Genomic DNA, 26053 nt, shown 5'->3' on the forward strand with positions numbered 1-26053 from the left:
CCCTATTGCGCCCGGATGCCGGCGGCGCGGATCAATTCTCCCCACTTCTGCGTTTCGCTGACGGTAAACGCCTGCATCTGCGCGGGCGTGCCGCCATCCGGCTCGACGCCCAGATTGCGCAGGCGCTCCTGCACGGCAGGGTCCGCCAGGATTTTGTTGATCTCCTTGTTCAGCCTGTCGATGATGGGCGCCGGCGTGCCCTTGGGCGCGTAGACGGCGTTCCAGGGCGAGAGATCGAAGCCGGGCAGGCCCGCCTGGGCGAAGGTCGGCGTATCGGGCAGCGCGGGGTTGCGCGCCGCCGAACTGATTGCCACGGCCTGTACCTTGCCCGCCTTGATCTGCGGCAGCGCCGCGGCCAGGGTATCGATGGCCAGCTGCAGGCGGCCCCCAACCATATCCGTGATGGCCTGGCCGCTCGAGGTGTATTTGACCGGGTACAACCGGGCGCCCGAGATCCGCTTGAACTCCGCCAGGATCACTTCGGCCGAGGTACTGGGCAGACCGACGTTGATGGTGTCAGGATGCGTCTTGGCATCCTGGACCAATGCCGGTACGGCAATCGGCTTGAAGCCCGGCGCCGCCATCATGATCATCGGAAGCTTGCAAACCAGCGAGACGGCCGCGAAGTCCTGGACATGGTTGAAGGGCAGCTTCGAGTACAGCGCCGCGTTGGCGGCATTGGTAGCGTTCGTTCCCATCAGCAGCGTATAGCCATCCGGCGCCGCCTTGGCGACGACTTCGGCGCCGATATTGCCCCCCGCGCCCGGCCGGTTTTCCACCACCACCGCTTGCTTCAGAGCCGTGGTCAGCCTTTCGGCAAGAATGCGGGCCACGGTGTCCGTACCCTGGCCAGGTCCGTACGGCACGATGAGCCGCACCGGGTGGTCCGGGTAATTCTGGGCGTGCGCGCCGGTCCACGGCAGCAGTGCCGCCAGGGCCGCGCCAATCAGCCAGCGCCGCGTCACGGGCCCTGCGGTTCTCGCCAATGCATTCGTCATGTCTGTCTCCTCGCTTGCTATGGGCGTGTCGGCACGCTCTGTCAGGGTGGATGACGCATGCCCGCGCCTCAACGGCGTGTGCGGAGCCGCGCGGGCGCGATGCCCAGGTCGATGAGCGTCTGAATCTGTGTTTCTGTAAAGCCCGCTTGCGTGAGGACCGTGCGCGTGTCAGCGCCGAACGCAGGGGGCGGGCGGCGTACGCGGCCGGGCGTGCGGCCCAGCTTGACGGGAATCCCCACCCCTCGATAGCCGTCCATCTCGACACGCATCTCGCGGGCGTCCGCATGCGGATGCTGGAGTACGTCAGGAACCGCGTTCACGCGCGCCGCCGGCACACCGGCGCGCATGAGCGCCTCACATGCGACGCCCGTGTCCCAATCCTGCAGCGCGGGCTCGATGGCGGCACGCAAGGCGTCCCGGTTTTCCACGCGGCTGGCGTTGCCCATGAAGCGCGGGTCTTCCAGCAAGGCCGTGCAGCCGATAACCTTGCAGAAACGGGCGAACTGCGCGTCGTTGAGTATGCCGAGAAAAAGTTCGCCATCACGTCCCGCGAACTTGTCATACGGAGAGATATTGGGATGCGCGTTGCCGCTGAGCGCCGGCGTGCGCCCCGACACGAGCCAATTGGCTGCATGCGGATGCAGCAGGCTGAGCGCGACGTCGAATAGCGCGCATTCCACCGCCTGGCCCTTGCCCGAACGCTGGCGCTCCAGCAATGCCAGCAACACGCCGCTGACCGCGGACAAGCCGGTAGCCAGATCGACGATGGGAATACCGAGGCGCGTCGCGCCATGGTCGGCGTGGCCGTTCACGCTCATCAGGCCACAGAAGGCCTGCAGCACGGCATCGTAGCCCGGCAAGCCGGCCAGCGGGCCGGTCGAGCCGAAGCCGGTGATGCGGCAATAAACCAGCCGCGGGAAGCGGGCGGCCAAGACCGATTCATACCCCAGGCCCCACTTTTCCATGGTGCCAGGCAGGAAGTTCTCGATAACGACGTCAGCCCCCTCCATCAGGCGCAGCGCCACATCGCGGCCCTGCGGCGTGGACAGGTCCAGCGCGACGCCGAACTTATTGCGGTTCAAGCCCTGGTAATAGGCCGCCACGTCCCCGATGAAGGGGGGACCCAGGGTTCGTGTTTCATCGCCCTGGGGCGGTTCGACCTTCACCACTTCGGCGCCGTGGTCGGCCAGTATCTGTGTGCAGTACGGGCCGGCCAGCACGCGCGACAAATCCAGGATGCGCACGCCGGCCAGTGCGCCTGCCTGCGCGCCGCCGGCCACATCGTCGCCAGGGCCGAGATGGTCGTGAAACGTCTGCGTCGTCATGGATCCACCTGTATGGCTGGAGGTACGGCGGTACCGCGTGGCGGCCGTGGGCGCATGGCCCGCACTTCGCGGTACGCGCGCACGGGCCGCGGCAGCCGCCGGTCAGGCCCGCTTGGGCAACTCCACCACGCCACCGCCGAGCACTGACAGTTCGTCATCCTGGTTGCGCGCTTCCTGTTCGATCTCGACCAGGTTGCGGCCTTCCTCGGTGTATTTGCGTTTGACCTTTCCGTGGATGAACAGCATATCCCCAGCGGGATTATGCCGGCGTATTTTGCAGCTGGCGCGGCGCAAAAAGCCGGCGTCGCCCATCCAGTTGGTGAGCTGGTGAGTCAGCCAGGAGCAGCGCTCCGGCCCATAGTCATAGGCGCCGGGCGCTCCGACCTCCAGGGCGAACTCTTCCTCCCAGTGGACGCGCTCCGGGCAGTCGGGGATGCCGAACTTGTTCTTGATGCCCACGCCGGGGTGAACGTCGATCAGGCGCCACGCCAGCTTGTTGGCCCGGATATAGAGCCCGCCCCAGCCCTGGGCGTAAGCAATGAAGCCGGTCACCGTCATCGGGCCCTTGAACATCACGGGCAACGCTTCGCCCTCCTGCACGTCGTCCCAGTAGCGTGGGGTGCCGCCGCGCACTTCCTCCTGCGCGTACAGCTGGTAGGCCGCCTGGAGCTCTTCGTCGGTATAGCGGCGCGGCGCCCGATCCCGCAGCGCGGTGTACTTGGTGCCCTGTTCTCGCGCATGGTCGCGTTCGGTGCGGAAGCACCAGCTGTCCGCGTCCGCCACCAGGTCGCCCGACTGGTTATAGAACCTGACGTTATAGACCTGCTGGATGGCACGGCCCGCGAACCGGGTCTGGTGTTCGATCAGGTCCTTCAGTCGCGCTTCGCTGGAAATCTCGTCGTTGCGCCGCACGTGCTTGTGCCAGTTCCAGTCGGCGCCGGACCACATCGCGTGAACGCCCGGCAGGCCTCCCACATACCCGGAGATGATGCGGTTGGTGGCGAACAGAAACGAGGGTGGCGCGATGATGCCGCCCAGCGCGGAGCCCGCCGCATAGTCCGGATCGCACCAGAGCGGATTGTCGTCGCCGATGCCGTGCGCATAATGCCGGATATTGTCGCGCGTGGCCTCATGGCACCACGGCTCCACCGTCTGGCCCACGGTAACGCCGATGCGGCGCCGCAGATCCTCCAGGCCTTCGTCGGTGATCTTGGGAAAACGTTGCTGTGTCGTCGTATCCATGTCTAGAGCGTCTCCTCGTTCTGGATGGCCGCGATACATCAGTCGGGCCGCGGGACCTGGGCGGCGCGCTCGCGCAGCGCCTTTCTGCTTATCTTGCCGGCCGGGTTCTTGGGCAGCTCGGCAACGAACTCGATCTGGCGCGGATACTCGTGCTGGCTCAGGCGCGTGCGCACCAGGTCCTGGATCTCCCGCACAAAGCCTTCGTCGCCGCCGCGCGCGGAAACCACGAAGGCCTTGACGACTTGTCCGCGCAATGAATCCGGCACCCCGATCGCGGCGGCCTCCCGTACGTCGGGGTGCTGCAGGATGACGTCCTCGATTTCCACCGCGCTCATCGTCCAGCCGGCCGAGATGATCACGTCATCGGCGCGGCCGGCGTGATAGAAGTAGCCTCGCTCGTCGACGCGACCGAGATCCTTCGTGGGATACCAGGCACCGTGGCGCCACACCTTGATTTCGCCCGCGACGCCAGGCGGGCACGGCCGCCCCTGCGCATCCTGCACTTCGACGCGCAATCCGGGCACGGGCTTGCCCAGTGAGCCTGGCACCACCTGGAAGTCTTCGGCGCCCGGATAATTAACCAGGATCACCCCGATTTCAGTCGTGCCATACATGCTGCGGACCTCGTGTCCAAACGCGGTTTGCACGAAGGCCGCGGTGTCGCTGTCGATCGGTTCGCCGGTAAACGACACCTTGTCGAAGCAATAGCGATAGCGTTCGACCGCGCCGCTATTGCGCATCATGCGGTAATGCGTGGCGGCGGCCGATAGGTTGGTGAAACGATGGTCCTGGAAGGCGCGCAGCAGGCGCTCGGGGTCGAACTTGCCGGCGAAGCTGCCCACCGTCAGGCCCAGCGCCAGTGGCGCCAGCGTGCCATGCCACAGCCCATGCCCCCAGGCCGGCGAAGACGGACAGAAGAATCGATCGCCGGGCCGCAGTCCGGTGCCGTACAGCGCCGCGGCCATCAGCGTTACCAGGGCGCGATGGCGATGGCGCACGGCCTCGGGCAATTCGCGCGTGGTGCCGGAGGTGTACTGGAATATCGCCATATCGTCGGCGCTGGTGCGCGGCGTATAGCTGTCGGGATAGGCGCGCAGCCCTTCCATGAGGGCCTCGTCCGCCACCACGATGTCGACGCCCGCGGCGTCGCGCAGGGCCGCCGCCTTGACCGCGTCCGTCAACAGCAGCCGGGGCGTGCAATCCTGCACGCGCAGGCGCACCGCTTCGGGACCGAACAAGGTGAACATGGGCACCGCCACCACGCCTGCCTTCAGCGTGCCGAACAATGCAACGTAGAACGCGCGCGAAGGCTCCAGCATGATCGCGATGCGCTCGCCCGGCTGGATGCCACGGGCACCCAGATAATGCGCATAGCGGCTGGAGTCGCGTGCCAGTTCGTCGTAGCGGAGGATTTCTTCCGTTCCATCGGCGCGCACCACGATGACGGCGGTTTGTTCGCCACCGGCGTGGCGATCCACGCATTCATGGGCGATGTTGAAGTGTTCGCGGTCTCCGTCGAACAACTCCCATAGCTTCGGGGAAGAGAAGTGTGCGAGCGCATCCGCATAGCGGGTGTAATCCGTCAGCCGGGCCATGGCCAATGCGCTCCTCCTGTTGTCGTGACGCGTCGCCTGGCATGCAGGGCGCGTAGCAGCAACTTTCCGGCAAACTGGTAGCATTGTCAAATACGAATAGAAATTGTATATAGACAATTTATGCCGCTCCATTCCAAGACCGCCGACGCCCAGTCCCATCCTTCCAAGGCTGCGCGCGCGCCGCGCATCCGCGACGTACCGGCCGTGACGCGAGCCGTCGCGATTCTGCGGCTGCTGGGAGCGAGCCCCGCGCCACGAACATTGAAGTCGATCGCCGAGACACTGGCCATCGTGCCGAGCACGGCCTTGCACATCCTGCGCGCACTGGCCGCGGAGGGATTGGTAAAAATGGACGCCGCGACCAAACGCTACAGCCTGGGGCCCGGCATGCTGCCCCTGGCGCGCAATGCACTGAAAAACAGCGGCTTTCCCACCGTGGTCCAGCCGCACCTGGACCGTCTGGCCTCCGCGCATGGCGTGACGGCCATCGGGATCGAAGTCAGCGGCCTCGCACACATCGTGGTCAATGCGATATCGCGTTCGGACTTGCCGGTACGCCTGCATGTGGACATAGGCAGCCAGTTCCCTGCGCTCATCAGCGCCAGCGGGCGCTGCGTCGCCGCGTTCGGCGGTCACCCGTGGCGCGACATCGAACGCCATTTCGGCCAGCTGCGCTGGCAGCATGCGCCGGACATCGACACATGGCGCACCCAGGTGGATCAAGTGCGCCAAACCGGATACAGCGTGGACCGCGGCAACTACATCGCGGGCGTGACTATCGTCGCGGTACCTGTCCTCGATGCGCACCAACGCATGGCGTTCGGTATCGTCGCGGTGGGGCTGATGAACCAGTTGCAGCCATCGGCCATCACGCGCGTGGCCGCGCAGATCCGCGAGGCGGCGGAAGAGGTCCACGCGCAGCTGTACACGGACAACTCGCCGCGCTGATCGCCGTCGTTAAAAACCGTGCGCGCCCGCGTAGCCGCGGAGCGCCCGTCGCTCCGGCACGGACTCCCCCGGAGTGGCATCATGGGGATGCCGCGCGATCCGCCTCAGAACCTCACGTTAAGCTGCGCCATCACGCCGTGCTGCTGCGTGCCCTGGCCGATCTGCCCCTGGTAGGCCACGCCGACCGTGGTCGCGCGCCCTACGCGCAAGTCCAGGCCCGCTTCGATCAGCGCCGCGTCCCGCGCGATCGGCGTCCCGGCAACGGTGAAGTCAGGCCCGCCGTCAAACGCATGCGTGGCCGTGGGCGTGACATTGCCATAGGCATGGCGCCAGGCCAACGTGCCATGCACCGTGGCATCGGTGCGGTCCAGGTGGATCTGGCTTGCCATCCGGGCGCCCAGCGTCGAAAACACGATGTCCTCGTTATCGCTACCGCCATGCAGGCCGGCGACGGAACTCTCGTCATAGCCATGCATGTGCTGGTTCACATACGCCAGCCCCGCGTACGGCTCCACCGATACCGGACCGGCCTGCAATGCGTACCCGGCCTCGCCGAACACCTGAGAGGTACTGCCTGTATAGGCGGCCCTGGCCGTGTCGGGCACGAAGTCCGCGCCGCGACGCGTGTCCAAGTGATGCCACGTCTGCGCGGCGCCCAGACGCATGCCCAGCTTGCCGACCTGCGTGCCGGCGTACGCCCCAACGGTGTAGCTGTCCACTCTGGCGGAGGAATCCCGCGCATGGGCAGTGAATGAGGAATTGCCATAGCCCATCAACAGCCCCGCGCGCCAGTGGCCCGGCAATGGGGCATCGGCACCGATGAACAAGCCACCCGTGGATCGGTCCAGCTTGGCGGAGCCGTCGCTCGCTTTCCCATCCAAGGAACCCCAGGCGCCATAGGCCCGCGCCCAGCCGGCCACCGCGTCGGCATCGGGCGGCGCGGCCTGGGGCAAACCGGCCCGACCATAAGCGGCCACTAGCGTGCCGCTTGCGCCGGCCTGCCCGAAGGCCGCGCGCAGCCTATCGTTGACCGCCCCGCGCGCGAACTGGCTTTCGTCGATCAGCGCGGATTTCACCGAGGCGTGGATCTCGCCCGATAGGCTGTCGTACGCGCGCCGGATCGAGGCCGCGTCGCCGGTTTGCGTGACGATGGCATCGTAGACCGCTGTGCCCGCGCCCAGGCCTTCAGCGCCGTTTGCCGTGGCGCGCTGGTTGGCCGTGTGCGCGACGTCGGAGAAAGCCGCGCTATTGCGCTCCAATTCCAGGTAGACGTGATTCGGGTCGTAGCTCAGGCTGGGCGTGAGAAAGGCATAGGTCGAGCTGACTGCACCGAACGTCCCGTTGACCCCGCCGTCGGCCGACACGATGGTGTAGACCGAATGAGGCTTGTAGTCGCCGTTCAGGCCGATGTGCGACACCGAAGCGCCATTGAGAGCGACCTGTCCCGTGGCCTCCACCCGGTCGCTGGCGCTGCCATTCGGATCGACCTCGACTTCATAGCGCGAGGCTGGGTCGAAGGTGAAGTTGCCCGCTACGTGCAGGGTCCCGATCGAATTGCCAGGCGCGACGATGGCGCCCGGGCCTACCTGCACCGAACCCACCTGGCCCGCGCCGCCGAGCCTGCCGCCCTCCACGATCTGAACCGTGCCGCCCAGTTGCGTGTTGCCGCCGATCACGCCGACGCTTAGCGTGCCTTGCCGCACGGTGGTCACGCCCGTAAAGCGGGAGGCATCGCCGGTGAGCAGCAGCTTGCCCGTGCCGGTCTTGACCAGCGCGCCATCGCCCTCCAGCGTGCCCGCGAACATCGCCGTCGCCGCGCCGGTATCGGTCGTCAGCGTGTGCGTGTTCAGCTTGATCGCACCGTTGCCGCTGAGCGCGCCGATGGTTTCATTGGTGCCTAGCGCCAGGGTGGCGCCCTTGCTCACCTGTACGGCACCAGCATCGGCCAGGGCATTGCCGCCGCGATTGTTCAAGGCCAGGAGGCCTTCGGCAACAATGGTGCCACCGGTATAGGTGTTGGCGCCCGTCAGCGTGAGCGTACCCGCGCCGCTCTTGGTCAACGAGCCATCGCCGGAGATCGTGCCGCCCAGCATCAATGTCGTGCCGGGGTCTGTCCGCACCGTGCCTCTTCCTGCCAGCTTCATGGCGCGAGTGCTTGAAATGTCGGCGGTCGTCTCCAGCGTGCCACCGTGGAAGGTCAAAGCTGCGCTGGCGTCGCCCAGGCTGGCATCGTTCGATATCCGCAAAACGCCATTGGCCAGCGTCCAAGGCGTAACGGCCGTAGTGGTATTGGCCAGCGTCCAGGTCCCCGGGCCGATTTTCGCGTAGGTGTCGAAGCCGCGGTACTGATTGCCGATCGCCGTCACGTCGAAGGCTTGCGCGGCATCCTCGCGTCCGCCCAGCGCCAGTGTGTTGTTCGTGCCTCCGGGCGCCACGACCACCGTGCCGTCGATGTTCGAGCTCGGTTCGATCGCGAGCAGATTATGGCTGCCATACAAATCGATGGCATCGGCTCGCTGTGTGCCGCCGCCACTCAGGCCTCCACGAATGGTGCCGGCATTGACGATGATGGCGCCGCCGTCGAATGAGCCCCGGATGCCTGCTGCGCCCATGCCGGCATTGCCGGCCACTCCATCGTGGCCGTCCCTCTCGCCACCCATGCCGGCCAACCCGGCCATGCCGCCAGCCCCGCCCGTTCCGCCCGTGACGGAGGCCCCTTGCCTGACGATCACGGCCGACCCGGACTGCAGCTCGATCCCGGCGCCGCCATCGCCACCGTTGCCGCCATTACCGCCATCGCCGCCGAGGCCGCCAATGTGGGTTTGGGTGTCGTAGCCGGGGGCGGTACCTCCGTTTCCGCCGTTGCCGCCGGCGCCGCCATTGCCGCCCGTCGCGCCTGACTGTATCGAGAGCAGCGCCCCTTGCCGCACGACGATGCCCGCGCCGCCGTTGCCGCCGCTTCCGCCGTTCCCACCGTCGCCGGCCTGTCCATCGTAAAGCTGGTAGTGAGTGATGAAATCGGAGCCTCCATTGCCGCCGGCGCCGCCGGCGCCGCCCCGCACGTCACCGCCGCCAGTGAGTAGCGCACGATATTGCACGACGATCCCCGTGCCGCCGCTTCCACCCATCCCCCCGCTTCCAGCGCTGCCGATAAGGGCGGCTGTCGCCCCCGCCCCACCCGCTCCGCCTGCTCCACCCGTTCCGCCCCTGACAAAACCGCCTTGCCCGAAGATCACCCCTGACGCCGACTGCAGATCGACCCCCGCGCCGCCATCGCCGCCGTTGCCGCCATTCCCGCCGATGCCGGTGTAGCCGCCAATGGCGATGCCATCGTGTCCGCCGGTGCCGCCGGCGCCGCCTGCGCCCCCGGTTACGCCCGCCTGAATCGCTAGAAGAGGCACCTGCTGCGAGACTATCGCCGCGCCGCCGTTGCCACCGATTCCGCCGTTCCCACCGTTGCCGCCGTAGTCGGTCAAAGCGCCCTCAGTGCTCCTGTTGCCCCCATCGCCGCCCTTGCCGCCGGCGCCGCCGGCCACGTCAGCCTGAATCGCAAGAGAAGCCGCTTGCCCCGCGATGATCCCGGCCCCGCCGTTGCCGCCACTGTCGCCGTCGCCACTGTCGCCGGCGTCGCCGCCCCAGCCGCCCCCGCTGATGTTCGGGGTGCCTCCATCGCCGCCGGCGCCGCCATTGCCTCCGCTGCCGCCGGCACCTCCGGTCACGGCAGCCTGGATCGCGAGAGGACCCGCCTGCTGCACGACGATCCCCGCGCCGCCGCTGCCGCCCCTGGCGCCTGCGCCGCCGTCACCGCCGTCGCCACCATCGGTGATGGGATCGCCAACCCGGCCTGGGCCACCATCGGCGCCAACGCCGCCGTCCCCGCCGCTGCCACCGTTGCCGCCGCTGCCGCCGGTCACGCCAACCTGGATAGCGACGGGGGCAGTCTCCCGCACCACCATTCCCGTCCCGCCATCGCCGCCGCTTCCGCCATCAGTGCCGTCGCCGCCATTGATGCTGGCTCCGTCGCGAGAGCCGGGGGCACCGTTTTCGCCGGGAGTGCCCTCTTCCCCATCCGCGCCGCTGATGGATGCCGTTTGGGCCTGCGCGACGACCAAGGGCGTCAACCCGAGCGCCATGGCCAGGACGAACCGCTGCAAGGGCCGGATCGCGTTACCTGTAGTTTCGTAACGGTTTACTTTTTGGGGGGTAAAGCGCGACGTCGCCGTGGATGCCATGCCCGCAGCTCCTGGTGAGCTCGCGGGATCTTTCCCGCGATTGGGAGGGGAAGGACCGGGCGGCGCGCCTCGCGCAACCCGTTAGGGCAGAGTAGCGAGGCGCGTTACGTATTGCGTTAGAGGATCTACATCTAAACTACAGACTATTACTGTAAGGGGTAGGCTGGTATTCGGCCTCGCTCACGCACCGAGTTCCTTGCGAATGGCGCGCTTCGCTTCCGTAATGCGGGCCAGGAAGCGATCGCGCCAGCGGCGGCGCTCCGGCAGGGCTTGCGCCGGCACGGCCGAGCGCATTCTGGCGTCGATGGCGGAAACCAGCTTCGGCCCCCACTCGCGCGGATCGGCCTGCTCCTTGGCCAGTCCGTGGTACATCGGGCCCAGGTTCGCGCAATATTCCGCCAGGCCATGTGCCGCATTCAGGTCGATGGTCTCGAACGGCCCCATGAAGCACCAGCGCAAGCCAAGCCCCTCGGCCATCGCCATATCCACTTCGTCCGCCGTGCAGACGCCATCTTCCACGAGACGGAAGGCCTCGCCAAGAACCGCGCTTTGCAAGCGGTTCACGACAAAGCCATTGATTTCCCGCGTCAGCGTGATGGGGCTCTGGCCAAGCTCGCGCATCAGATCGCGGGCGAAGCGAACAGTCTCCGCGGCCGTGCTGGGAGATGGAACAAGCTCCACCAGCGGTATCAGGTGAGGCGGATTGATCGGATGGGCCACCAGGCATCGTTCGGCATACGCCAGGCCTTGCGTAAAACTTGACGCGGGAAGTCCCGACGTCGAACTGCCGACCACGGTGGTGGCGCCCAGAAGGGCCTCCATCTCCTTGTACAGCGCCTGCTTGATCGGCAGCCGCTCCGGCGCGCTTTCCTGAACATAGTCGGCTTCGGCCAGCGCATCGGCCAGATCGGCCGCTATCCGGCATCGCGCCGCGCATGAAGGATCGACCGAAGCAACGAAATCAACCGCCGCCTTGGCAGCCTCGGGCGAGCGATCATGAATCGCCACTTCATGCCCCGCGCGGGAAAACACGAGTGCCCACGACGAGCCGACGACACCACATCCTATGATCGCTAGTTTCATTTCTCTTGACCCGGGTTATTCGCAGCCCCACCCCGGGACACCTCTGACCCGGGGATGGCGGCATGCTTCTCGAACTGTGTGCCATGCGCTGGTGCGCTGGAGGCGCCGCGCGACGCGTTCAGTTCACCGTGATGTGGCTGTCCTTGATCACCTTGGCCCACTTGGCAATCTCGCTGTCCACGAACTTCGCCAGCTCCTCGGGCGTGCCACCACCCGGCTGCGCCCCCTGCTCCAGCAGAGCCTTCTTGACCTCGGCGCTCTGCAACACCACGTCGGCATCCTGCTGGATCTTCTTGACGATGGCGGCCGGCGTGCCGGCCGGGGCGAACAGTCCGCTCCAGGTGTAGGCGCTGAAGCCCGGCAGTCCGCTTTCGGACACGGTGGGCGTGTCCGGCCAGGACGGGTCCCGCTGCTCCGTGCCGATTGCCAGCAGCTTCATCTTGCCGTTCTTGACTTGCGGGCCGGACGACAGCGCGGCGTCGAACATCATGTTGCAGGTACCGGAGATGGTATCGATGATCGCGGGGCCGCTGCCCTTGTACGGTACGTGCGTGAGATGGCTCAGGTCCGACATGGACTTGAACAATTCGCCCGCCAGGTGCGAGGGCGAGCCGGGTCCGATCGAGCAGTAGTTGGCCGTTTGCTGATGCTCGTTAGCCCAGGCGATGAACGACTTGACGTCGTTGTAGGGCGCGTTGGCCGGCGCCACCATCAACAGCGGGATCGTCATGCCGCGCACGATGGGCGCGAAATCCCTGACGGGATCGTAGGGCAGCTTGTCGAACAGGCTGATGTTCACGGTGTGCGGGCCGCTGCCGTTCATCAACAGCGTATAGCCGTCGGGTTCGGAACGGGCTGCTGCCTCCGTGCCGATGATGCCCGACGCGCCTCCGCGGTTCTCCACCACCACGGCCTGACCCCAGCGCTTGGTCAGGCCGCTGCTCAGCAGCCGGGTCAGGATGTCCGTGGAGCCGCCCGCCGGATAAGGCACGATGATGCGCACGGGGCGGTTGGGGTAGTCGCCGGACCCGCCAGCCATGGCGGCTTGCGGGATTGCGGCCAGCATGCCGAGCACGCAGGCGGCAGTCATGGAGTTGACTTGCATGATGTCTCCTCTCCTGGTTTTTTTATGCGGGCCTTTCCGGCTCCGCCGCGCGCGGCCTTCAGGCTGGTGCGCCTTGCTCCCACAGCTCGGGCAGCACGTCACTCAGGCCGTACTCTTCGGTCGCCGAGATGGTCGTGCGCACGATGGAACGCAATTGGTTGGGACCCCACGGCCGGCCACGGTGCATGGTGGCGCGGTTGTCCCACATGACCACGTCGCCCGGCTTCCAGCTGTGCACATACGTATGGGCAGGCTCGGTGGCACGTGCGATCAAGTGGGCCAGCAGCTCGGCGGCGTCTTGGTCGTCCATGCCCTCGATGGCACCGGCATGCGAGGCGAGGTACAGCGAGCGGCGGCCATTGGCGGGATTGCGCCAGGTCATGCGGCGACGCACCGCCGGCAGGCTCGCGTGCTCCTCGGGCGTCATCATCGTTCGATCGATCTTGTTGCGCGAGGTGGCGTAGCTATGAATTACCACGGCGTCGCGCAGCGTGGCCTGCTCGGACGCGCTGAGCCTGTCCCAAGCGGCGCGGGTCGAGGTAAATTCGGTTTCACCGCCCTGTTCGGGGATGACACGCGCCGACAGCACCGAAGCCACCGCCGGCACCTTCTTGAACGAACTGTCCGTATGCCATAGCTGGTTGGCGCGCGCGATGACCAGCGCCTTGTCGCTCGGCGCGACGATCTTGCCGTCGGCGCCGATGTTGCTCATGCGGGAATAAAAGGTGCCGTGCCCCGCCGAACCCACCTTGACCAGTTCCAACGGCCCGAACCCGCGCGAGAAGACGGCCTGGACGTCGTCGGTCATGGGTTGGTCGCGCCAGACCAGTACGGAGTGTTCTTCGAAGGCGGCGCGGACGTGGGCGAAGACGTCGGCATCGGATGACGCGTCGGTCAGGCTGATGCCATGGATTTCGGCGCCGAAGTCTTGATGCAGACGCTCGATACGCATGATGACGCTCCTGCGCGGTGGGTGGCGAAGGCGGGTTGCGATACGCTGTGAAAGCCTGGCGAATACTCTAGCATCGGGCCCCGGAAAGGAAACCGGAAAGCCGCCCTGGCGCCGCATTTACACATATGTGAAATTTGGGCGCGCTGGTCAGAGCGCGTCGGCGATGCCGGCGCGCAAGGACGCCACCACCTCCGCTTCCTTCTCTTCCAGCCGTTCCACCGGGCCGGACACCGCAAGCGCGAAGAGTCTGCCGAAGCGGCGCTCGGGCAGTACCATGCAGATCCCGCCCGCGCCCGGCTCCAGCGTGTGCTTGTTGAACACGTACCCGTCACGCCGGCCCTTTTCGACCTGCAGCATCAGCTCGTCCAGCGATACCTTGCGGGCCGGATCCGGCTCATGGAAGTTGATGCGCCGCACCAGGTCCGCGATCTCGTCATCGGTGCGGGCGCCCAGCATGGCCCAGCCGCTGCCTGACCGCGCGATCGGGCGGATCGTGCCGATAGGAACCGCATACCAGATCGGCAGGCGCGACGGGATCAGGTAGACGTACTGCACATACAGATCGCTTTGCGCGGACAGCGTCACGGTTTCCCCGTAGGCGTCGGACAGCCGCTGCATCAGCCGCAGCACCTCTTCGTTCTGGCCGAACAGCGCGCGCTGCACCCAGGTGCCCAGCGATGCCATGCGCATGGTAGGCATATAGGTGCGCGAAAAGCGGTCGTAGTCCAAGTAGCCCAGCGTCACCAGGCTTTTCAGCAGCGCCGATGCGCTCGAGGCTGGATAGCCGAAGCAGCGCGTGAAATCCTTCAACGCCATGGGACGCTGTTCGGTTTCGAAGGCCTCGAGTATTTCGAATACCCGCTGGGAGGTCTTGATGGGCTTTCCGCGCATGGCGCAGAGCTTAGCACCGCGCGAATCCGGCGAGACGGGCGCTCGGCGACACCTTCAACGGTGCCCCATCGCGGCGGTCTTGGCTCAGCTGCCTGCCTGCAAGGCGGCTGGACCGATGGGCTGGCATCTTCCCGGCATGACGATGCCGCACAATGCTTCCGCGAAATAGTAGTCCCCGAACATCGTCGCGGCGTCGACGCCATCGTTATGCGGCTTTGAATAGCACGAATGCTTGAGCAATCCGCGATGTTCATCCTCGTATGCGAAATCCTCGGTGCAGAGCTCAGCCAGCATATCCAGGCCCCGTGCATACCAGATTTTTCCTGTCTCGGCGTCCGGGTGAATGCGGCCGAGTTCCAACAGAGCGGCCGAGACTATCGCCGCGGCCGCCGTATCCTTGATAGCGGCATCCTTGCCTGTCGCGTCGAAGTCCCAAGGAGGCACGAGCCGGCCATCGAGGCGGCGCAGATAGTACTCGGCCAGCCGCTCGGCCAGTTGGAGATACTCGACTTTCCCCGTTTCCCGCGCCGACGCCACATAGCCGTAGATGGCCCAGCCCTGGCCCCGGGACCAACAGGACTCGTCATAGGCGCCCTGGTACGTATACCCACGGACCCGCGTTCCTTCCACGGTGTCGTACTCCACCGCATGATAGGTCGAATTGTCATGCCGTATGAAAGCACGGGCGGTCATGGCGGCATGAGCATCGGCAATCAAGGCGTAGCTTCCATCGCCGCTATGCGTGGATGCCCAATAGAGCAAGGAAAGGTTTGCCATCGTATCGATGGCCGAACTGCATCTTGCGCGCGGATCGTCCAGAGGGCCCCACGACGCGAGATATGATCCCGACCGCGTATTCACCACCCTGCTTCGCAGCCGGTCGGCGGCCTGCATCGCCATGTCGGCATATTGCGGGTCGCCCGTGACGTGAAAACACGGAATGGCGCTGCTGTAGAAAATAAATCCGATGTCGTGCGTGTTCGGATCCTCTGCCCGCTGCGCGACCAGGCGCATACGCTCGCAAGCCCAGGTCAGGAAGTCCTGCCGCGCGGTGTGGAGGTGGCTTGCAAGCAAAACGCCGACCCAAAATCCGCAGAACCAGTTCCCGTGACTCCACGTATCCCCTGAGTACCCAGCCGACAGGGACGCCGGCATACGACGCCAGCTTCCATCGGCCTTGGTCAACTGCGGAAACTCGACGCCCAATGTCAGTTCGTCATCCGCCGTTTTTTCCGCGATCCGATGCAGTACGTTGCAGAACCGGTCCATATGCGGCGCCGCGAGTTCATTGAAATCGTTCATGCGCTTCCCCCTTCCTTGATTGGATGGCGCGCCAAACGCATATTCCAGCATCAGCGAGTTCGCCGTCGTGGCGCAACCCTGCACGCTTGCCGCGGTCGCCACTGGACCGGATGCGTTATGAGGCGAGCACATGACGCCCATTACATCCGCCAGCACGGCGGCCTTCTGCAGCGCCAGCAGCCCCCCTATCCATTTCACGTCTGGCATCAGGACATCAACGCACTGCGCATTCAGGAGCGGCGATAATGCCTTGTGTCAAGACTAGCGGCACCGAGGGCGAGGCGCGGACCGATGGCATCCCTGTTCATTGGGGCGCAATACGAGCCTGTTTGACCACGGCCGCCCACCTGTCCTTTTCAGCGGCAATGAAACTGGCGAATTCCCGCGGTGTCTTGGTGAGCGGCTCCGCCCCCTGCCGCACCAGCTTTTCGCGTATTTCCGGGGTCGATACGGCCTTGGTTATCGCCTTGTTCAGCAGGTTCACGACGTCTTCCGGCATATCCGCGGGCCCCAGAATGCCGAACCACGTACTGACGTCGAACCCCTTGATACCGGTCGCCTCCGCCATGGTTGGGACGTCAGGCAAGGCCGGCGACCGGCTGGGACTCGCCACAGCCAGCGGGCGCAGCGTACCTGCCTGAATTTGTCCGTAGACAAGCGGGATATTCGGAAACATGAACGCTGTGCGTCCGCCGACGAGGTCCGCTATCGCGGCCCCACCGCCCTTGTACGGGATGTGTACGACATCGATTCCGGCCTTCTGCTTCAGCATTTCTCCAGCAAGGTGCTGTGTGGTGCCGACACCGGCGGACGCATAGCTCAATCTCCCCGGCTCTTTCTTTGCGAGCGCGATCAATTCTCGCGCGGTTTTCACCTTGGCCGTCGGCCCGACGACAAGCACGGTCGGCACAGTCGCGAAGAGAGCGACGGGCGTGAAGTCTCGCACCGGATCGTATGGCATGCTGCGATACAGGCTGCTATTTATCGCCTGCGGGCCGACGGATCCCAAGACCAACGTATAGCCGTCGTTCTTGGACCTGACCACATAGTCGGACCCGATATTTCCGCCCGCTCCGGCCTTGTTCTCGACAACAACCGTCTGATGCAATTCCTGGGTAAGCGCATCGCCGAGTATTCTGGCCAGAATGTCCGACGTGCCGCCCGCGACATACGGAACGATCAGGCGTATCGGCCGATCTGGATAGGCGGCGAACGACACGTCGCCGATGGCGACGGCCAGGACAGCCGCGGCGGCCAGTTTCATAAGCTGCAGGGGTGACATGCTGCGCCTCCATCTTCCATTTCGACTTTTTTCTTTCCGACGTTCAATGCACCGGTAGCGTCACTCCGGAAGCAGTCGCCGTATCGGCGGGTGTCCGGTATACAGCCACGATGGCCAAATCCAGCTCTATCCCGAGTCCCGGCGCGCTCGGCTTCGGGATATAGCCGTGACGTATGCATTCCGTATGACGGCTAAGACTGGAACGCCAATCCGGAACTCCCCAGGGATGTTCCAGTATCAGGAAGTTCGACATGGACAGGCCGGCATGCACGCTTGCCGCGGCCGCCACGGGGCCCGAGGCGCTGTGAGGAGACACCATGGCGCCATAGACTTCCGCCATACCGGCGATCTTCTTCACCTGATTGATTCCTCCGGTCCATTTGACGTCGGGCATGATCACGTCGAAAGCCCGGGCTTCGAGTAACGACCGCCAATCGTGGCGCGCAAGCAAAGGCGCGCCCCCGGCCAGCCGGGGTCCCATCGCCTGGCGCAGCCCTGACAATTGCACAGGGTCGTCGTGCATGAACGGATCTTCTACCCAATACAGGTGGTACGGATCCACACGCCGGACAATGTCGAGCACATCCCGGTAATCCTGGAACTGATGCATCAGGTCGATCAACACGTCGACCGAATCGCCCACAGCGCCCCGGACCGCGCGCACGATATCGATTCCTTGCGAAATCCAGGCGCGCTGATCGGTGGACGAGCAATTCACCGGCCGGATACCGAACGGATAGAACTTGATGGCATCGTAGCCCTCGGCGACGGCGGCCATCGCCACTCGCGCGAGCGACTCCGCGTCCCGCCCCGCGGCGGCATAGCCGATGTTCGCGTAGGTACGCAACTGATCTCGCACGCTGCCGCCCATCAGCTGGTACACAGGCATGCGCGCTTGTTTTCCGGCAAGATCCCACAGCGCCTGCTCCAAGGCGCTGACCGCCGCGAAAAAGGTGCGCCCCGAATACGGCCAATCGAGCAACCCCTGCCTGCTCTCAATCAGATCGCAAGGGTCGTGGCCCACGTACTGAGGGGCAAGGCGATTCAGCTCCTCCACGACACCCTTGTCATTGCGGCTCTGGCTGGCCTCGCCCAGGCCCACCATACCGGTGTCGGTCTCTACCTCGACAAATAGCCACGATCTGTCCTGGCTCGTCCAGACAATGTGGGGACGGATATCGGCAATTTTCACGGCAGTGGCTCCCGCAACATCGAACCGGCATTCGGCGGCCGGCTCGCGGCGTTCACGGAAAAATCTACCGACTGCCGATTAATACGTCCAATATAATTATCGACTTGATTAGGTCGTGATCCGTATATGTAGGCAGGATCAAGAATATGGAGTTGAGACACCTGCGCTACTTCGTGGCAGTCGCCGAGGAACTGCACTTCGGTCGAGCCGCGAGGCGCTTGAACATCTCCCAGCCTCCCCTAAGCCAGCAGATCCGTGCGCTGGAGCAAGATGCGGGAGTCGAACTGTTCCGGCGCGATACACGACGGGTCCAATTGACCCCTGCCGGCGCCGAGCTATTGAAATATGCTCGCTCGGCGTTGTCGCATGTAGACCAGGGCGTGCGTTCGGCCCGGCGCGTTCATCAAGGAGAGGTCGGCCGCTTGAATGTCGGCTTCATCACATCCCTTTCCTATACCTACCTGCCCTGGCTCGTCAGGGCGTTTCGCAAGCGCTATCCCGCGGTGGAACTCGTGCTGACCGAAAAGGAAACTTGGGATCAGAAAGAGGCCTTGCTCGATGGCCGTCTCGACGTCGGCCTGATGCGCGGGCCGTTCGAAGCGAGCGGGCTGCGCACCAGTTCATTGCTGCAAGAGCCGTTCGTCGCGGCGTTGCCCGATACGCACCCATTGGCCCGGCTCCCCCGCATCAACCTCGGTTCGCTTTCCAACGACCCGTTCATCCTCTTCCCTCGCGCGATCGGCGGCGCTTACAACGCCACGATGTCGGCGCTATTCGACGAGGCCGATTTCAGGCCGATAGTGGCACAGGAGGCCGTGCAGATGCATGTCGTCGTGGGACTGGTGGGAGCCGGACTTGGCGTCGCGGTGGTGCCGGCATCGATCCGGCTGCTACCCACCCCCGGCGTCGTATTCAAACCGTTGGTGCAATGCACGTACAACGCCGAGTTGGTCATCGCGTGCCGCGAAGATGCCACGTCGCCCGTCATTGCGCCGTTCTCCCAGCTAGCGAAAGAGATAATTGGCAAGGGGCTGACTCCGATCCTCAGGAGGCGTCAGTCGCGACGCGCCAAACGTTCGGAGGACAATCCCACCGCTTCCAGCGCCGTGTAGCGGTGGAATTGCCATCCCTCGGGAGTGGGATGCGGGTGCCAGCCGAACGGTCGCGAGCCGCTGACTGTTGATCATTGCCGTAGCACCCCGTCCGACCGCTGAAACGCCTCGACCGCGGCCGTCTCGTGCGCATGCTCCGATGCAGCGCCGTCCAACGCGCGGATCGCCTTGGCGTACCGTCCGATGCCGGGAAGCGCCGTAAGCCCGTGCGCAACGATGCTCAGCAGAACCGTCGCCATGACCGCCAGCTTGATCGTTTGCTCTCCTGGCAGATGGGTTTCGCCATCCAGGTAGACCAATCCGAGGACGATCGACGCCAATCCCCGGGGACCGAACCAGCCCATGAAAAGCACCGTGGGTACGCTCAGGCGCGTGCCTCGCAGCGCGAGCGCCACCGGAACCATGCGGATCACGGTCAGGCTGAGCACCGCATACGCCAGGATGGCAAGGTCGAATTGGGCCCAGACGCCGACGACAACCAGGCCGAAAATGAAGAAAACAAAGTAATTCAGGAACTGCCCCCAGTCCTCGGCGAATTCGACGCTGTGCAGTCCAACCTTGCTGAACCCCCACTGCGTCGCGAGGCCCGCCACGAACGCGGCAATGAACATGCTCGCGCCGCTGAACTCGGATGCCACCACGCAAGCCAGCGGCAAGGACATGACACCCAGCTGCGCGACGTTTTCCGCCATCCACGCATTGCGCTCGGCCGGCCCCAGCAACCAGCCGCCCACCAGCCCGATACCGAGTCCCACCAGGGTTCCGTAGCCAAGCTGCTCGAGCAGGAAGCGCGTCAGCACACCGGCCCCCTGGCCCGTCCCGGTGGCCTCGGCCAGCGCGATGAAAAACATCAGAAAAGGAACCGAAAGCCCGTCGTTCAGGCCCGCCTCGACGTTCAAGGCCTGTCGGACGCGTTTTGGCACCAGCGTGCTATTCACGATGACCTGGCCCAGGCCAGCGTCGGTCGGCGCCAGGATTGCTGCCAGGATGCCCGCTTCCCACCAGGTCAGCGTCCGCAACACCACCATCGCCACCAATACGCCCAACCCGATGGTAAGCAGCATGCCAGCACTCAGCAATCGCACTGGCAGGTTGGTCTCGCCCCTCAACATGTGCGGGCTGACCCGCGAAGCGTCGCTGAACAGCGTCATCACCAGGCCAAGCTCGGCAATCAGCAGCAAAGCCTTGCGATCCAGTGCGAGCTCCACCAAGGCCTCGTGCGAGAAAGACATGAGCGCCCCAACGGCCGTGAACACGATGGGGCCGGTCAGGATCGTTCGTTCCAGCTGCCGGGATATCAGGCTGTAGAAAAAGACCGTCGAGATGAAAACAGCGATGATCAGCATCTGCCGTCCCCGGGCAGCGAAGGCCGCCACCACGCTATCAAACCGCCAACCTATTCCTATGGGTTTGACCTAGGTCAACGCCGTATGATGAAGCGTCAATCAATGAGCCTGATGCTCTTCGATAGCATCTTGACCGTGGTCGGAAAGCTGGGCATCAAACCACTTATGCAGCGCAGCTACCAAGGTGGGCTCTTTCGTTTTGTAAACCAGCTGCGCTCCACCCTCGACGTCCTGGTAGGCAATTTCGAGTTGCCCGGGTTCGGCTTTCGTTAGCTCAAGCAGCCCTGGCATGTCCTGGCCATGAATGTGGCTCGGGGCCGAGAAATCTCCCTTCAAGAACTGCTGCCGGATTTCCTGCAAATGCTGCCGGATCAGCTTCACCACGCCGTCGTCTGACGCATCCTTGGCCACCACGCGCTGAACTCCCCCTTCAGCATTCTTGGTGAAGATATGGGTCGTGGCCGGCAAACTGAAGGGCATGACCTCTTTGCCCCGTCGGGAAACCTCCGCCTGATGTTGCGCATCAGCCGCCGCTTCCATGTGGGCTGCGTGGTCCATTCTGGAGGACTCCATCATCGACGGATCGGGGCTCTGGGCGTGCGCGACGCCGATCAAGGCAGAAAGGGTGAGAGGAACTGCAACCGACTTCCGCATACGGATTCTCCATTTACGTTGCTGCCTGAATGCTAGGTGTATTGTCAATTCGAGCGATATGATTCAAATCATATGAGCAAAGATAAGCGTCCTCCTGACTGGAGCGCCCTCGTTGGCATGCAGCCGTCGGTGGGCCTTATGCCCACAAGCCTGCGCGAAGCAGCAACTCGGATCCGCACGGATTCACACGCAACGCTCTTTCGGTCTGGCGACCCGGTTTGCCATGTTTATCTGGTCATTGACGGGGAGGCACGTCTCATCCGATTGGCGCGTCATGGTGGCGAAGTCATATTGCAGCGCTCGCGCGGGGGATTCATCGCCGAAGCCAGCCTTGACAGCAAGGCTTACCACTGCGACGCGGTCACGCCAGAACCTTCGACCTTGCTGCTGTTTCCGGTCGTGGCTTTCCGTACAGCACTGGAGGACGACCGCGCATTCTGCAAAGCGTGGCAGTCGCAACTGGCCAAAGAGGTCCGCAAGCTCAGGGCACAGTGTGAAAGGTTGAGCTTGCATAGCGCAGCCGACCGTATCACTCACTACATAGAGTCAGAGGGAGACGACGGAGTCGTGACACTCCGGCAGTCACGCAAATCATGGGCCGCGGAACTCGGGCTTACCCATGAGGCGCTCTACCGGGCACTCAGGCGCATGCAGGATGATGGGACGCTATCGATAGAAGGAACCCGGTTCACTCGTAAAGCTTGAACTCTCAAGGCGAAGTAGCTGCGGTCGTCAAGCCTGCACGTTTGCGCACCCACGCCCGGGATTCGAGCATAGGGCAATTGACCCCTCGTCTTCCCTTGCTTACATTCTCTATAGGTCGTTAGATGCCGCGCTGACTCTCGATAGGAGGAGTGCCGTGAAACACATCCACATCGTCACTACCGTTGTGCGATCGGGGCTTTTTGGCCTTGCTCTGCTATCGGGCGTCGCGCTGGCTCAAGCGTCACTGGATCAGCAACTGGCCGGCGCATGGACGTATGTGTCGGTCGACACTGTCCGCCCGGATGGCAGCCGCACGCCAATGTACGGGGCTAATCCCCGCGGTCTTGTGATCTTTGACGGTCACGGTCACTACGCGCTCGTGAATACGCGCGGCGACTTGCCCAAGTATGAATCCAACGATCGAATGAAGGGCAGTGTGGAGGAATATCGCGCCGTGGTGCAAGGGTCGATCGCGCACTTTGGCACCTACGTCGTGAACGAAGCAGATAAAACCCTCACCTTTCGCATAGATACGAGCACATTCCCGAACTGGAATGGGGTAGAGCAGCGCAGGCCGTTCGTCCTGACGGGAGATGAGCTCAGGTGGACCACTCCCGCTGCCTCTGGAGGCGGCTCAGGAGAGGTCGTGTTAAAGCGAGCCAAGTGATCTCGACCGGCGCCGCTATCGCACGCATTCGGTCTCCGTACGCTCGTGTGTCAGTGCCGAGGGCAAGCGTACGGGGGGTTGAACTGCGACGTAATCATGGGCCGAGCCTATACCGCCAAGCGGGTCGCGACGTTGGCGAGGGCAGCGCCGACGCTTTGCGCCGCGCCCGCTACCGACGGCTTCAGGCCGCCCTGCGCTTCATCGAATTGCAGATGTGCCTGTCCCAGTGCGAGGGACTGCGGGATCACGATCATGCCCACCTTCTCAAGCACGATACGCAAGGCAGTCTGAGAACGCACGCCACCGAGGATACCCGGCGATGCGGAGATCACAGCGGCTGCCTTCCCCGTCACTAGGTCCAGGCCGGAACGGCCGCCAGGCATGGGGCGGCTTAGCCAGTCCAAGGCGTTCTTCAGAAGCGCCGTATATCCACCGTTATGCTCGGGCGACGCAATAAGCAGCGCGTCGTGATGCGCAACGGCATCCTGGAAGGCCCGGGCGCCGGCAGGCAGGCCATCTCGCTCTTCCAGGTCGCCGTCGTAGATCGGGAGCTCGTAATCCGCCAGCCGGACTACCGTGACCGACGCGCCGGCTTCCCGCGCGCCTGCCACGGCATATTGCAGCAGCTTCCCGTTGAGGGAGGCCGACCTGGAACTGCCGGAAAACGCCAAGATTGTTGCTGACATAGCCTTTTGCTCCATAGCATCTAAACGTGCGCGGCACGTCATCGACGGCCTGCGCAACTGGGTACGTAATGGGTCTCGCAGGGGATTTGCTGTTGCGTCCGAAGCGTAGCATTTGTCTCATGAATGCGGGAGGCGAATTCCACCACGGCGACGCTCCTAACATCGCCGTACCCAAATCGATCTCACGATACCTGTTCGACACGCTTCACTGCGGGCGGCCCTCACATCGCTCGGCGCGTAAGGACGCCACCACCTCCGCTTCCTTCTCTTCCAGCCGTTCTACCGGGCCGGAAACCGCCCAGCGCGAACAGCCTGCCGAAGCGGCGCTCGGGCAGCACCGTGCAAATCCCGGCCGCGCCCGGCTCCAGCGTGTGCTTGGTGCAGCGCGCGTTGTTCAGTCGCCATGGAATGGCTCGTTGTCGATGTCTTCGTTGCCGGTCGAGCCGGCAGCGCGCGCGTGTAGAGGTTCGCCCCGGCCTTTCCCGCTAATGATCAAATGACCGCCCCGGCCATAGATGCCGTCGAACGGAACGTTGTCCATGTCGCCATTGCTCAAGAGGCCGGCAGCGCGGGCTTGTTGCAACTCTGCTTGCACCTGCGCACGGCTCGGCGACGATTCTATCCGGCCGTACACGCCCGGAAACGGCGCGGTGCTCGACATGTTCCACGTACCGGCGGCATGCGCGCCACCGATCGCGGTGAACGAGGAAACGATGCAAGCAATGGTCTTGATTTTCATGGCAGAACTCCCAGCCCTGTTGACTAACCGCTGCGGCGCACACACCGCACTAGAAGAGCGCGGCGTGGATTCGCCGACGCCCGCCGAATGCCCGGCCTGACCGCTCCATGATCTTCCGGCCCCGTCCTGCGGGCAGCATCGCGACCCCGCGATCCAGGCCCGAACGACCATAGCGCGGCATTCACCGACGGGATTTTCGCCAAGAGCCTCCGGCCGCTATTGGACAGACTTGCCGCCGAAAGGAAGTTCTTGTTGTCCGCGCGCACAGGGCCAGGCCGCCAGCCGACGCTGCTGTTGCGTGCTTGGCGGACGGGTGAGGTGGCGTGTCCGCGATGGCCGATACCCGACGATGTCGGCCCTTGCCGGTGTGTGGTGTGGTGCCCTACTATTCGCCTGCCCACGGATGTCGATCGATACATTCGCGACGACTGCGCCGCATCATGACGAGACCCGCTCCCGTTCATAAGCGTCTTGGCGAAGCAGTCTTCACATGCGCCGATCGCGATCGGTCCATATCGAGCGTGGAAGCCAACCGGCTCGGTGGGAACAAGTGGGATGCATACCCGCATGTGGCAACAACTTCCAAGTTGGCCCGGCCCGAGCATACTTGGAAGGGGATCATGAGCGACGATGTTCTACTTAACTCCGCGGGCCAGGGAGTTAGTCATGCAGACTATATCTACTCGGTCGTGGAGCGGGCCTGCCCATCCGACATTGACGAGGAGTTCTCCAGTTCCTGGCGGCGATCCATATGCCAATTCGGTCTGGATCCCGCGGCAGCCTCCATCCCGCGCGTTCTCAGCGCCCGGGAGCTCAAAGAGATAATCGATCCCATCGACGAATTCCTGCGCATCGCCCGCGTCGAACTCGACCTGCTTTACACCGCTGTCCGGGCGCCCGGCTATGTGGTGCTTCTCAGCGATGCCACAGGGGTGGCCGTCGAGCTCCGGGGCGAGGAAAGCCCCTCACGTCACCTGCGGAATCTCGGCAGCTGTGTGGGCGGCGTATGGTCGGAAGAAGTCCATGGCACGAACGGCATCGGCACGTGCATCATCGAGGAACGGCCCGTAACGGTCCATCGGGCGCAGCATTTTCGGTCGCGCCATACCCACCTGAGCTGTTCGGGCGCACCGGTATTCGGCATCGACGGCAAGCTTGTCGCAGCGCTGGATGTGTCCTCCGTCGATCCCACCCTATCGGAGCGCGCCCATGCCCTGACGGGCCATCTCACGACCGCGGCCGCACATGCTATCGAAGAGCGATTCTTCCGGACACGCTTTCGCGATTACTGGGTGATTGCCATCCCCACGCGGGCAGACACCTCCGGTGTCCTCCTGGCGGTGGATAGAGAGCACGTGATCGTCGGCGCCAACCGGACGGCGCGCGATCTGTTTTCCCTGGACGATTGCAAGCTACGCGGCGAGGCCAGCCTGTGGACGCTTTTCAAACACAGCACCGGAGCGCTGCGGAGCAAGCACAACGGCGATTTTTTCGCGCCCCTGGTCGTATCCAGGACGGGTGAAGAAAAATCCGCCCTCGTGACGCCACCGGCCACAGCGCGCGCAAGCCTCCCATTCCATACCCGTCCGCGCCTGGATCTCCTGAAAGTCGTCCCCGTGTCCGCGCCGAGCCGGCCCGCGCACGGCGGCCTCTCCCCCCATACGCTGGGACGCGTGTGCGCGTACATCGCCGAACACCTGACCGAGCGGCTGGAGCTATTGGAACTGTCCGCGCTGGCTGGCTTGTCGGCCTCCCATTTCGCGCGCGAGTTCAAGCGCAGCGTCGGTATCACGCCGCATTCGTATGTCACCCAGAAGCGGGTCGAAATGGCCGAGCGGATGCTCGTCCGCACCGACATGCCGCTATCCGAGGTGGCGCTGTTGTCCGGATTCTTCGACCAAAGCCATCTTGCCCGGCACTTCCGCGAAAGGGTCGGCGTGACCCCTGCCAAATACCGCTGGTCGCATCGCTGAGAAGTGAAGGGGAAGCTCTCCGAG

21 protein-coding genes are annotated in these 26053 nt (G+C 64.4%); 5 read left to right on the forward strand and 16 right to left on the reverse strand.

Translation table 11 applies throughout. From position 1 onward, the window contains the following. Positions 1-2 precede the first annotated feature (2 nt). The 4 genes from AKI39_RS21560 to AKI39_RS21575 form a co-directional block, all read right to left on the reverse strand. Positions 3-998: a Bug family tripartite tricarboxylate transporter substrate binding protein gene (locus AKI39_RS21560; protein ID WP_083228979.1), complete on the reverse strand. Its 996-nt coding sequence runs from the start codon at positions 996-998 to the stop codon at positions 3-5. Positions 999-1066: 68 nt separating this feature from the next. Continuing rightward, positions 1067-2323 (reverse strand): CaiB/BaiF CoA transferase family protein, encoded by a 1257-nt coding sequence (locus AKI39_RS21565; protein WP_066640818.1) that lies wholly within the window; start codon positions 2321-2323, stop codon positions 1067-1069. Between the two features lie 102 nt (positions 2324-2425). After that, positions 2426-3565: an FAS1-like dehydratase domain-containing protein gene (locus AKI39_RS21570; RefSeq protein WP_066640820.1), complete on the reverse strand. Its 1140-nt coding sequence runs from the start codon at positions 3563-3565 to the stop codon at positions 2426-2428. A 38-nt stretch (positions 3566-3603) separates the two neighbouring features. Further along, positions 3604-5160 (reverse strand): acyl-CoA synthetase, encoded by a 1557-nt coding sequence (locus tag AKI39_RS21575; RefSeq protein WP_066640821.1) that lies wholly within the window; start codon positions 5158-5160, stop codon positions 3604-3606. A gap of 120 nt (positions 5161-5280) precedes the next feature. On the opposite strand from AKI39_RS21575, the gene AKI39_RS21580 reads away from it, so the two are divergent. Next, positions 5281-6108, forward strand: coding sequence for an IclR family transcriptional regulator (locus tag AKI39_RS21580; protein ID WP_066640822.1), 828 nt, complete (start codon positions 5281-5283; stop codon positions 6106-6108). A gap of 104 nt (positions 6109-6212) precedes the next feature. Here AKI39_RS21580 and AKI39_RS26200 read toward each other — a convergent pair whose 3' ends face one another. The 8 genes from AKI39_RS26200 to AKI39_RS21620 form a co-directional block, all read right to left on the reverse strand. After that, positions 6213-10340, reverse strand: coding sequence for an autotransporter family protein (locus tag AKI39_RS26200; RefSeq protein ID WP_274532989.1), 4128 nt, complete (start codon positions 10338-10340; stop codon positions 6213-6215). Positions 10341-10520: 180 nt separating this feature from the next. Next, the gene (locus tag AKI39_RS21590) at positions 10521-11423 is read right to left on the reverse strand and encodes a 3-hydroxyacyl-CoA dehydrogenase (RefSeq protein WP_066640826.1); all 903 of its coding nucleotides are present in this window, start codon (positions 11421-11423) and stop codon (positions 10521-10523) included. Between the two features lie 118 nt (positions 11424-11541). After that, on the reverse strand, positions 11542-12528 hold the full coding sequence (locus AKI39_RS21595; protein WP_066640827.1) for a Bug family tripartite tricarboxylate transporter substrate binding protein: 987 nt from the start codon (positions 12526-12528) through the stop codon (positions 11542-11544). 58 nt (positions 12529-12586) lie between these two features. Continuing rightward, entirely contained in the window at positions 12587-13480 is an 894-nt protein-coding gene (locus AKI39_RS21600) for a TauD/TfdA dioxygenase family protein (RefSeq protein ID WP_066640832.1), read from the reverse strand. Positions 13481-13627: 147 nt separating this feature from the next. After that, positions 13628-14371: an IclR family transcriptional regulator gene (locus AKI39_RS21605; protein WP_066640834.1), complete on the reverse strand. Its 744-nt coding sequence runs from the start codon at positions 14369-14371 to the stop codon at positions 13628-13630. Positions 14372-14455: 84 nt separating this feature from the next. Continuing rightward, positions 14456-15880 carry an enolase C-terminal domain-like protein gene (locus AKI39_RS21610; protein WP_083228981.1) on the reverse strand — a complete coding sequence of 475 codons (1425 nt, stop codon included), beginning with the start codon at positions 15878-15880 and terminating at the stop codon, positions 14456-14458. Between the two features lie 97 nt (positions 15881-15977). Continuing rightward, positions 15978-16955, reverse strand: coding sequence for a Bug family tripartite tricarboxylate transporter substrate binding protein (locus tag AKI39_RS21615; protein ID WP_145925342.1), 978 nt, complete (start codon positions 16953-16955; stop codon positions 15978-15980). Positions 16956-16998: 43 nt separating this feature from the next. Then, positions 16999-18147: a mandelate racemase/muconate lactonizing enzyme family protein gene (locus AKI39_RS21620; RefSeq protein WP_066640836.1), complete on the reverse strand. Its 1149-nt coding sequence runs from the start codon at positions 18145-18147 to the stop codon at positions 16999-17001. A 146-nt stretch (positions 18148-18293) separates the two neighbouring features. On the opposite strand from AKI39_RS21620, the gene AKI39_RS21625 reads away from it, so the two are divergent. Further along, positions 18294-19259, forward strand: coding sequence for a LysR family transcriptional regulator (locus AKI39_RS21625; protein WP_066640838.1), 966 nt, complete (start codon positions 18294-18296; stop codon positions 19257-19259). A gap of 71 nt (positions 19260-19330) precedes the next feature. Here the strand turns inward: AKI39_RS21625 and AKI39_RS21630 are convergent, their stop codons facing one another. Together AKI39_RS21630 and AKI39_RS21635 are read right to left on the reverse strand one after the other, a co-directional pair. Next, the gene (locus AKI39_RS21630; protein ID WP_066643569.1) at positions 19331-20605 is read right to left on the reverse strand and encodes a cation:proton antiporter; all 1275 of its coding nucleotides are present in this window, start codon (positions 20603-20605) and stop codon (positions 19331-19333) included. Positions 20606-20704: 99 nt separating this feature from the next. Beyond that, positions 20705-21259: an aspartate carbamoyltransferase gene (locus AKI39_RS21635; RefSeq protein ID WP_066640839.1), complete on the reverse strand. Its 555-nt coding sequence runs from the start codon at positions 21257-21259 to the stop codon at positions 20705-20707. 72 nt (positions 21260-21331) lie between these two features. On the opposite strand from AKI39_RS21635, the gene AKI39_RS21640 reads away from it, so the two are divergent. After that, a complete protein-coding gene (locus AKI39_RS21640; RefSeq protein WP_066640841.1) occupies positions 21332-21964 on the forward strand; it encodes a Crp/Fnr family transcriptional regulator in 633 nt (210 codons plus the stop codon). Positions 21965-22118: 154 nt separating this feature from the next. After that, positions 22119-22631 carry a lipocalin-like domain-containing protein gene (locus tag AKI39_RS21645; RefSeq protein WP_145925343.1) on the forward strand — a complete coding sequence of 171 codons (513 nt, stop codon included), beginning with the start codon at positions 22119-22121 and terminating at the stop codon, positions 22629-22631. A gap of 107 nt (positions 22632-22738) precedes the next feature. Here AKI39_RS21645 and AKI39_RS21650 read toward each other — a convergent pair whose 3' ends face one another. Together AKI39_RS21650 and AKI39_RS21655 are read right to left on the reverse strand one after the other, a co-directional pair. Next, positions 22739-23317, reverse strand: a complete 579-nt coding sequence (locus tag AKI39_RS21650) for an NADPH-dependent FMN reductase (protein ID WP_066640842.1) — start codon at positions 23315-23317, stop codon at positions 22739-22741. 394 nt (positions 23318-23711) lie between these two features. Then, positions 23712-24056 carry a DUF4148 domain-containing protein gene (locus AKI39_RS21655; protein WP_066640843.1) on the reverse strand — a complete coding sequence of 115 codons (345 nt, stop codon included), beginning with the start codon at positions 24054-24056 and terminating at the stop codon, positions 23712-23714. A 620-nt stretch (positions 24057-24676) separates the two neighbouring features. On the opposite strand from AKI39_RS21655, the gene AKI39_RS21660 reads away from it, so the two are divergent. Continuing rightward, positions 24677-26029 (forward strand): helix-turn-helix domain-containing protein, encoded by a 1353-nt coding sequence (locus tag AKI39_RS21660; RefSeq protein WP_158515202.1) that lies wholly within the window; start codon positions 24677-24679, stop codon positions 26027-26029. Positions 26030-26053: the final 24 nt, after the last annotated feature.

This window comes from Bordetella sp. H567, from assembly GCF_001704295.1.
Lineage (GTDB): Bacteria > Pseudomonadota > Gammaproteobacteria > Burkholderiales > Burkholderiaceae_B > Bordetella_C.

Bases quoted from the DNA above. Each gene is read 5' to 3' on its own strand.
- AKI39_RS21565 (WP_066640818.1), bottom strand. From the start codon at position 2,323: ATGACGACGCAGACGTTTCACGACCATCTCGGCCCTGGCGACGATGTG.
- AKI39_RS26200 (WP_274532989.1), bottom strand. From the start codon at position 10,340: ATGGCATCCACGGCGACGTCGCGCTTTACCCCCCAAAAAGTAAACCGT.
- AKI39_RS21630 (WP_066643569.1), bottom strand. From the start codon at position 20,605: ATGCTGATCATCGCTGTTTTCATCTCGACGGTCTTTTTCTACAGCCTG.
- AKI39_RS21655 (WP_066640843.1), bottom strand. From the start codon at position 24,056: ATGAAAATCAAGACCATTGCTTGCATCGTTTCCTCGTTCACCGCGATC.
- AKI39_RS21595 (WP_066640827.1), bottom strand. From the start codon at position 12,528: ATGCAAGTCAACTCCATGACTGCCGCCTGCGTGCTCGGCATGCTGGCC.
- AKI39_RS21580 (WP_066640822.1), top strand. From the start codon at position 5,281: ATGCCGCTCCATTCCAAGACCGCCGACGCCCAGTCCCATCCTTCCAAG.
- AKI39_RS21570 (WP_066640820.1), bottom strand. From the start codon at position 3,565: ATGGATACGACGACACAGCAACGTTTTCCCAAGATCACCGACGAAGGC.
- AKI39_RS21650 (WP_066640842.1), bottom strand. From the start codon at position 23,317: ATGTCAGCAACAATCTTGGCGTTTTCCGGCAGTTCCAGGTCGGCCTCC.
- AKI39_RS21575 (WP_066640821.1), bottom strand. From the start codon at position 5,160: ATGGCCCGGCTGACGGATTACACCCGCTATGCGGATGCGCTCGCACAC.
- AKI39_RS21660 (WP_158515202.1), top strand. From the start codon at position 24,677: ATGAGCGACGATGTTCTACTTAACTCCGCGGGCCAGGGAGTTAGTCAT.
- AKI39_RS21610 (WP_083228981.1), bottom strand. From the start codon at position 15,880: ATGCCAGACGTGAAATGGATAGGGGGGCTGCTGGCGCTGCAGAAGGCC.
- AKI39_RS21605 (WP_066640834.1), bottom strand. From the start codon at position 14,371: ATGCGCGGAAAGCCCATCAAGACCTCCCAGCGGGTATTCGAAATACTC.
- AKI39_RS21590 (WP_066640826.1), bottom strand. From the start codon at position 11,423: ATGAAACTAGCGATCATAGGATGTGGTGTCGTCGGCTCGTCGTGGGCA.
- AKI39_RS21635 (WP_066640839.1), bottom strand. From the start codon at position 21,259: ATGCGGAAGTCGGTTGCAGTTCCTCTCACCCTTTCTGCCTTGATCGGC.
- AKI39_RS21615 (WP_145925342.1), bottom strand. From the start codon at position 16,955: ATGTCACCCCTGCAGCTTATGAAACTGGCCGCCGCGGCTGTCCTGGCC.
- AKI39_RS21625 (WP_066640838.1), top strand. From the start codon at position 18,294: ATGGAGTTGAGACACCTGCGCTACTTCGTGGCAGTCGCCGAGGAACTG.
- AKI39_RS21640 (WP_066640841.1), top strand. From the start codon at position 21,332: ATGAGCAAAGATAAGCGTCCTCCTGACTGGAGCGCCCTCGTTGGCATG.
- AKI39_RS21560 (WP_083228979.1), bottom strand. From the start codon at position 998: ATGACGAATGCATTGGCGAGAACCGCAGGGCCCGTGACGCGGCGCTGG.
- AKI39_RS21600 (WP_066640832.1), bottom strand. From the start codon at position 13,480: ATGCGTATCGAGCGTCTGCATCAAGACTTCGGCGCCGAAATCCATGGC.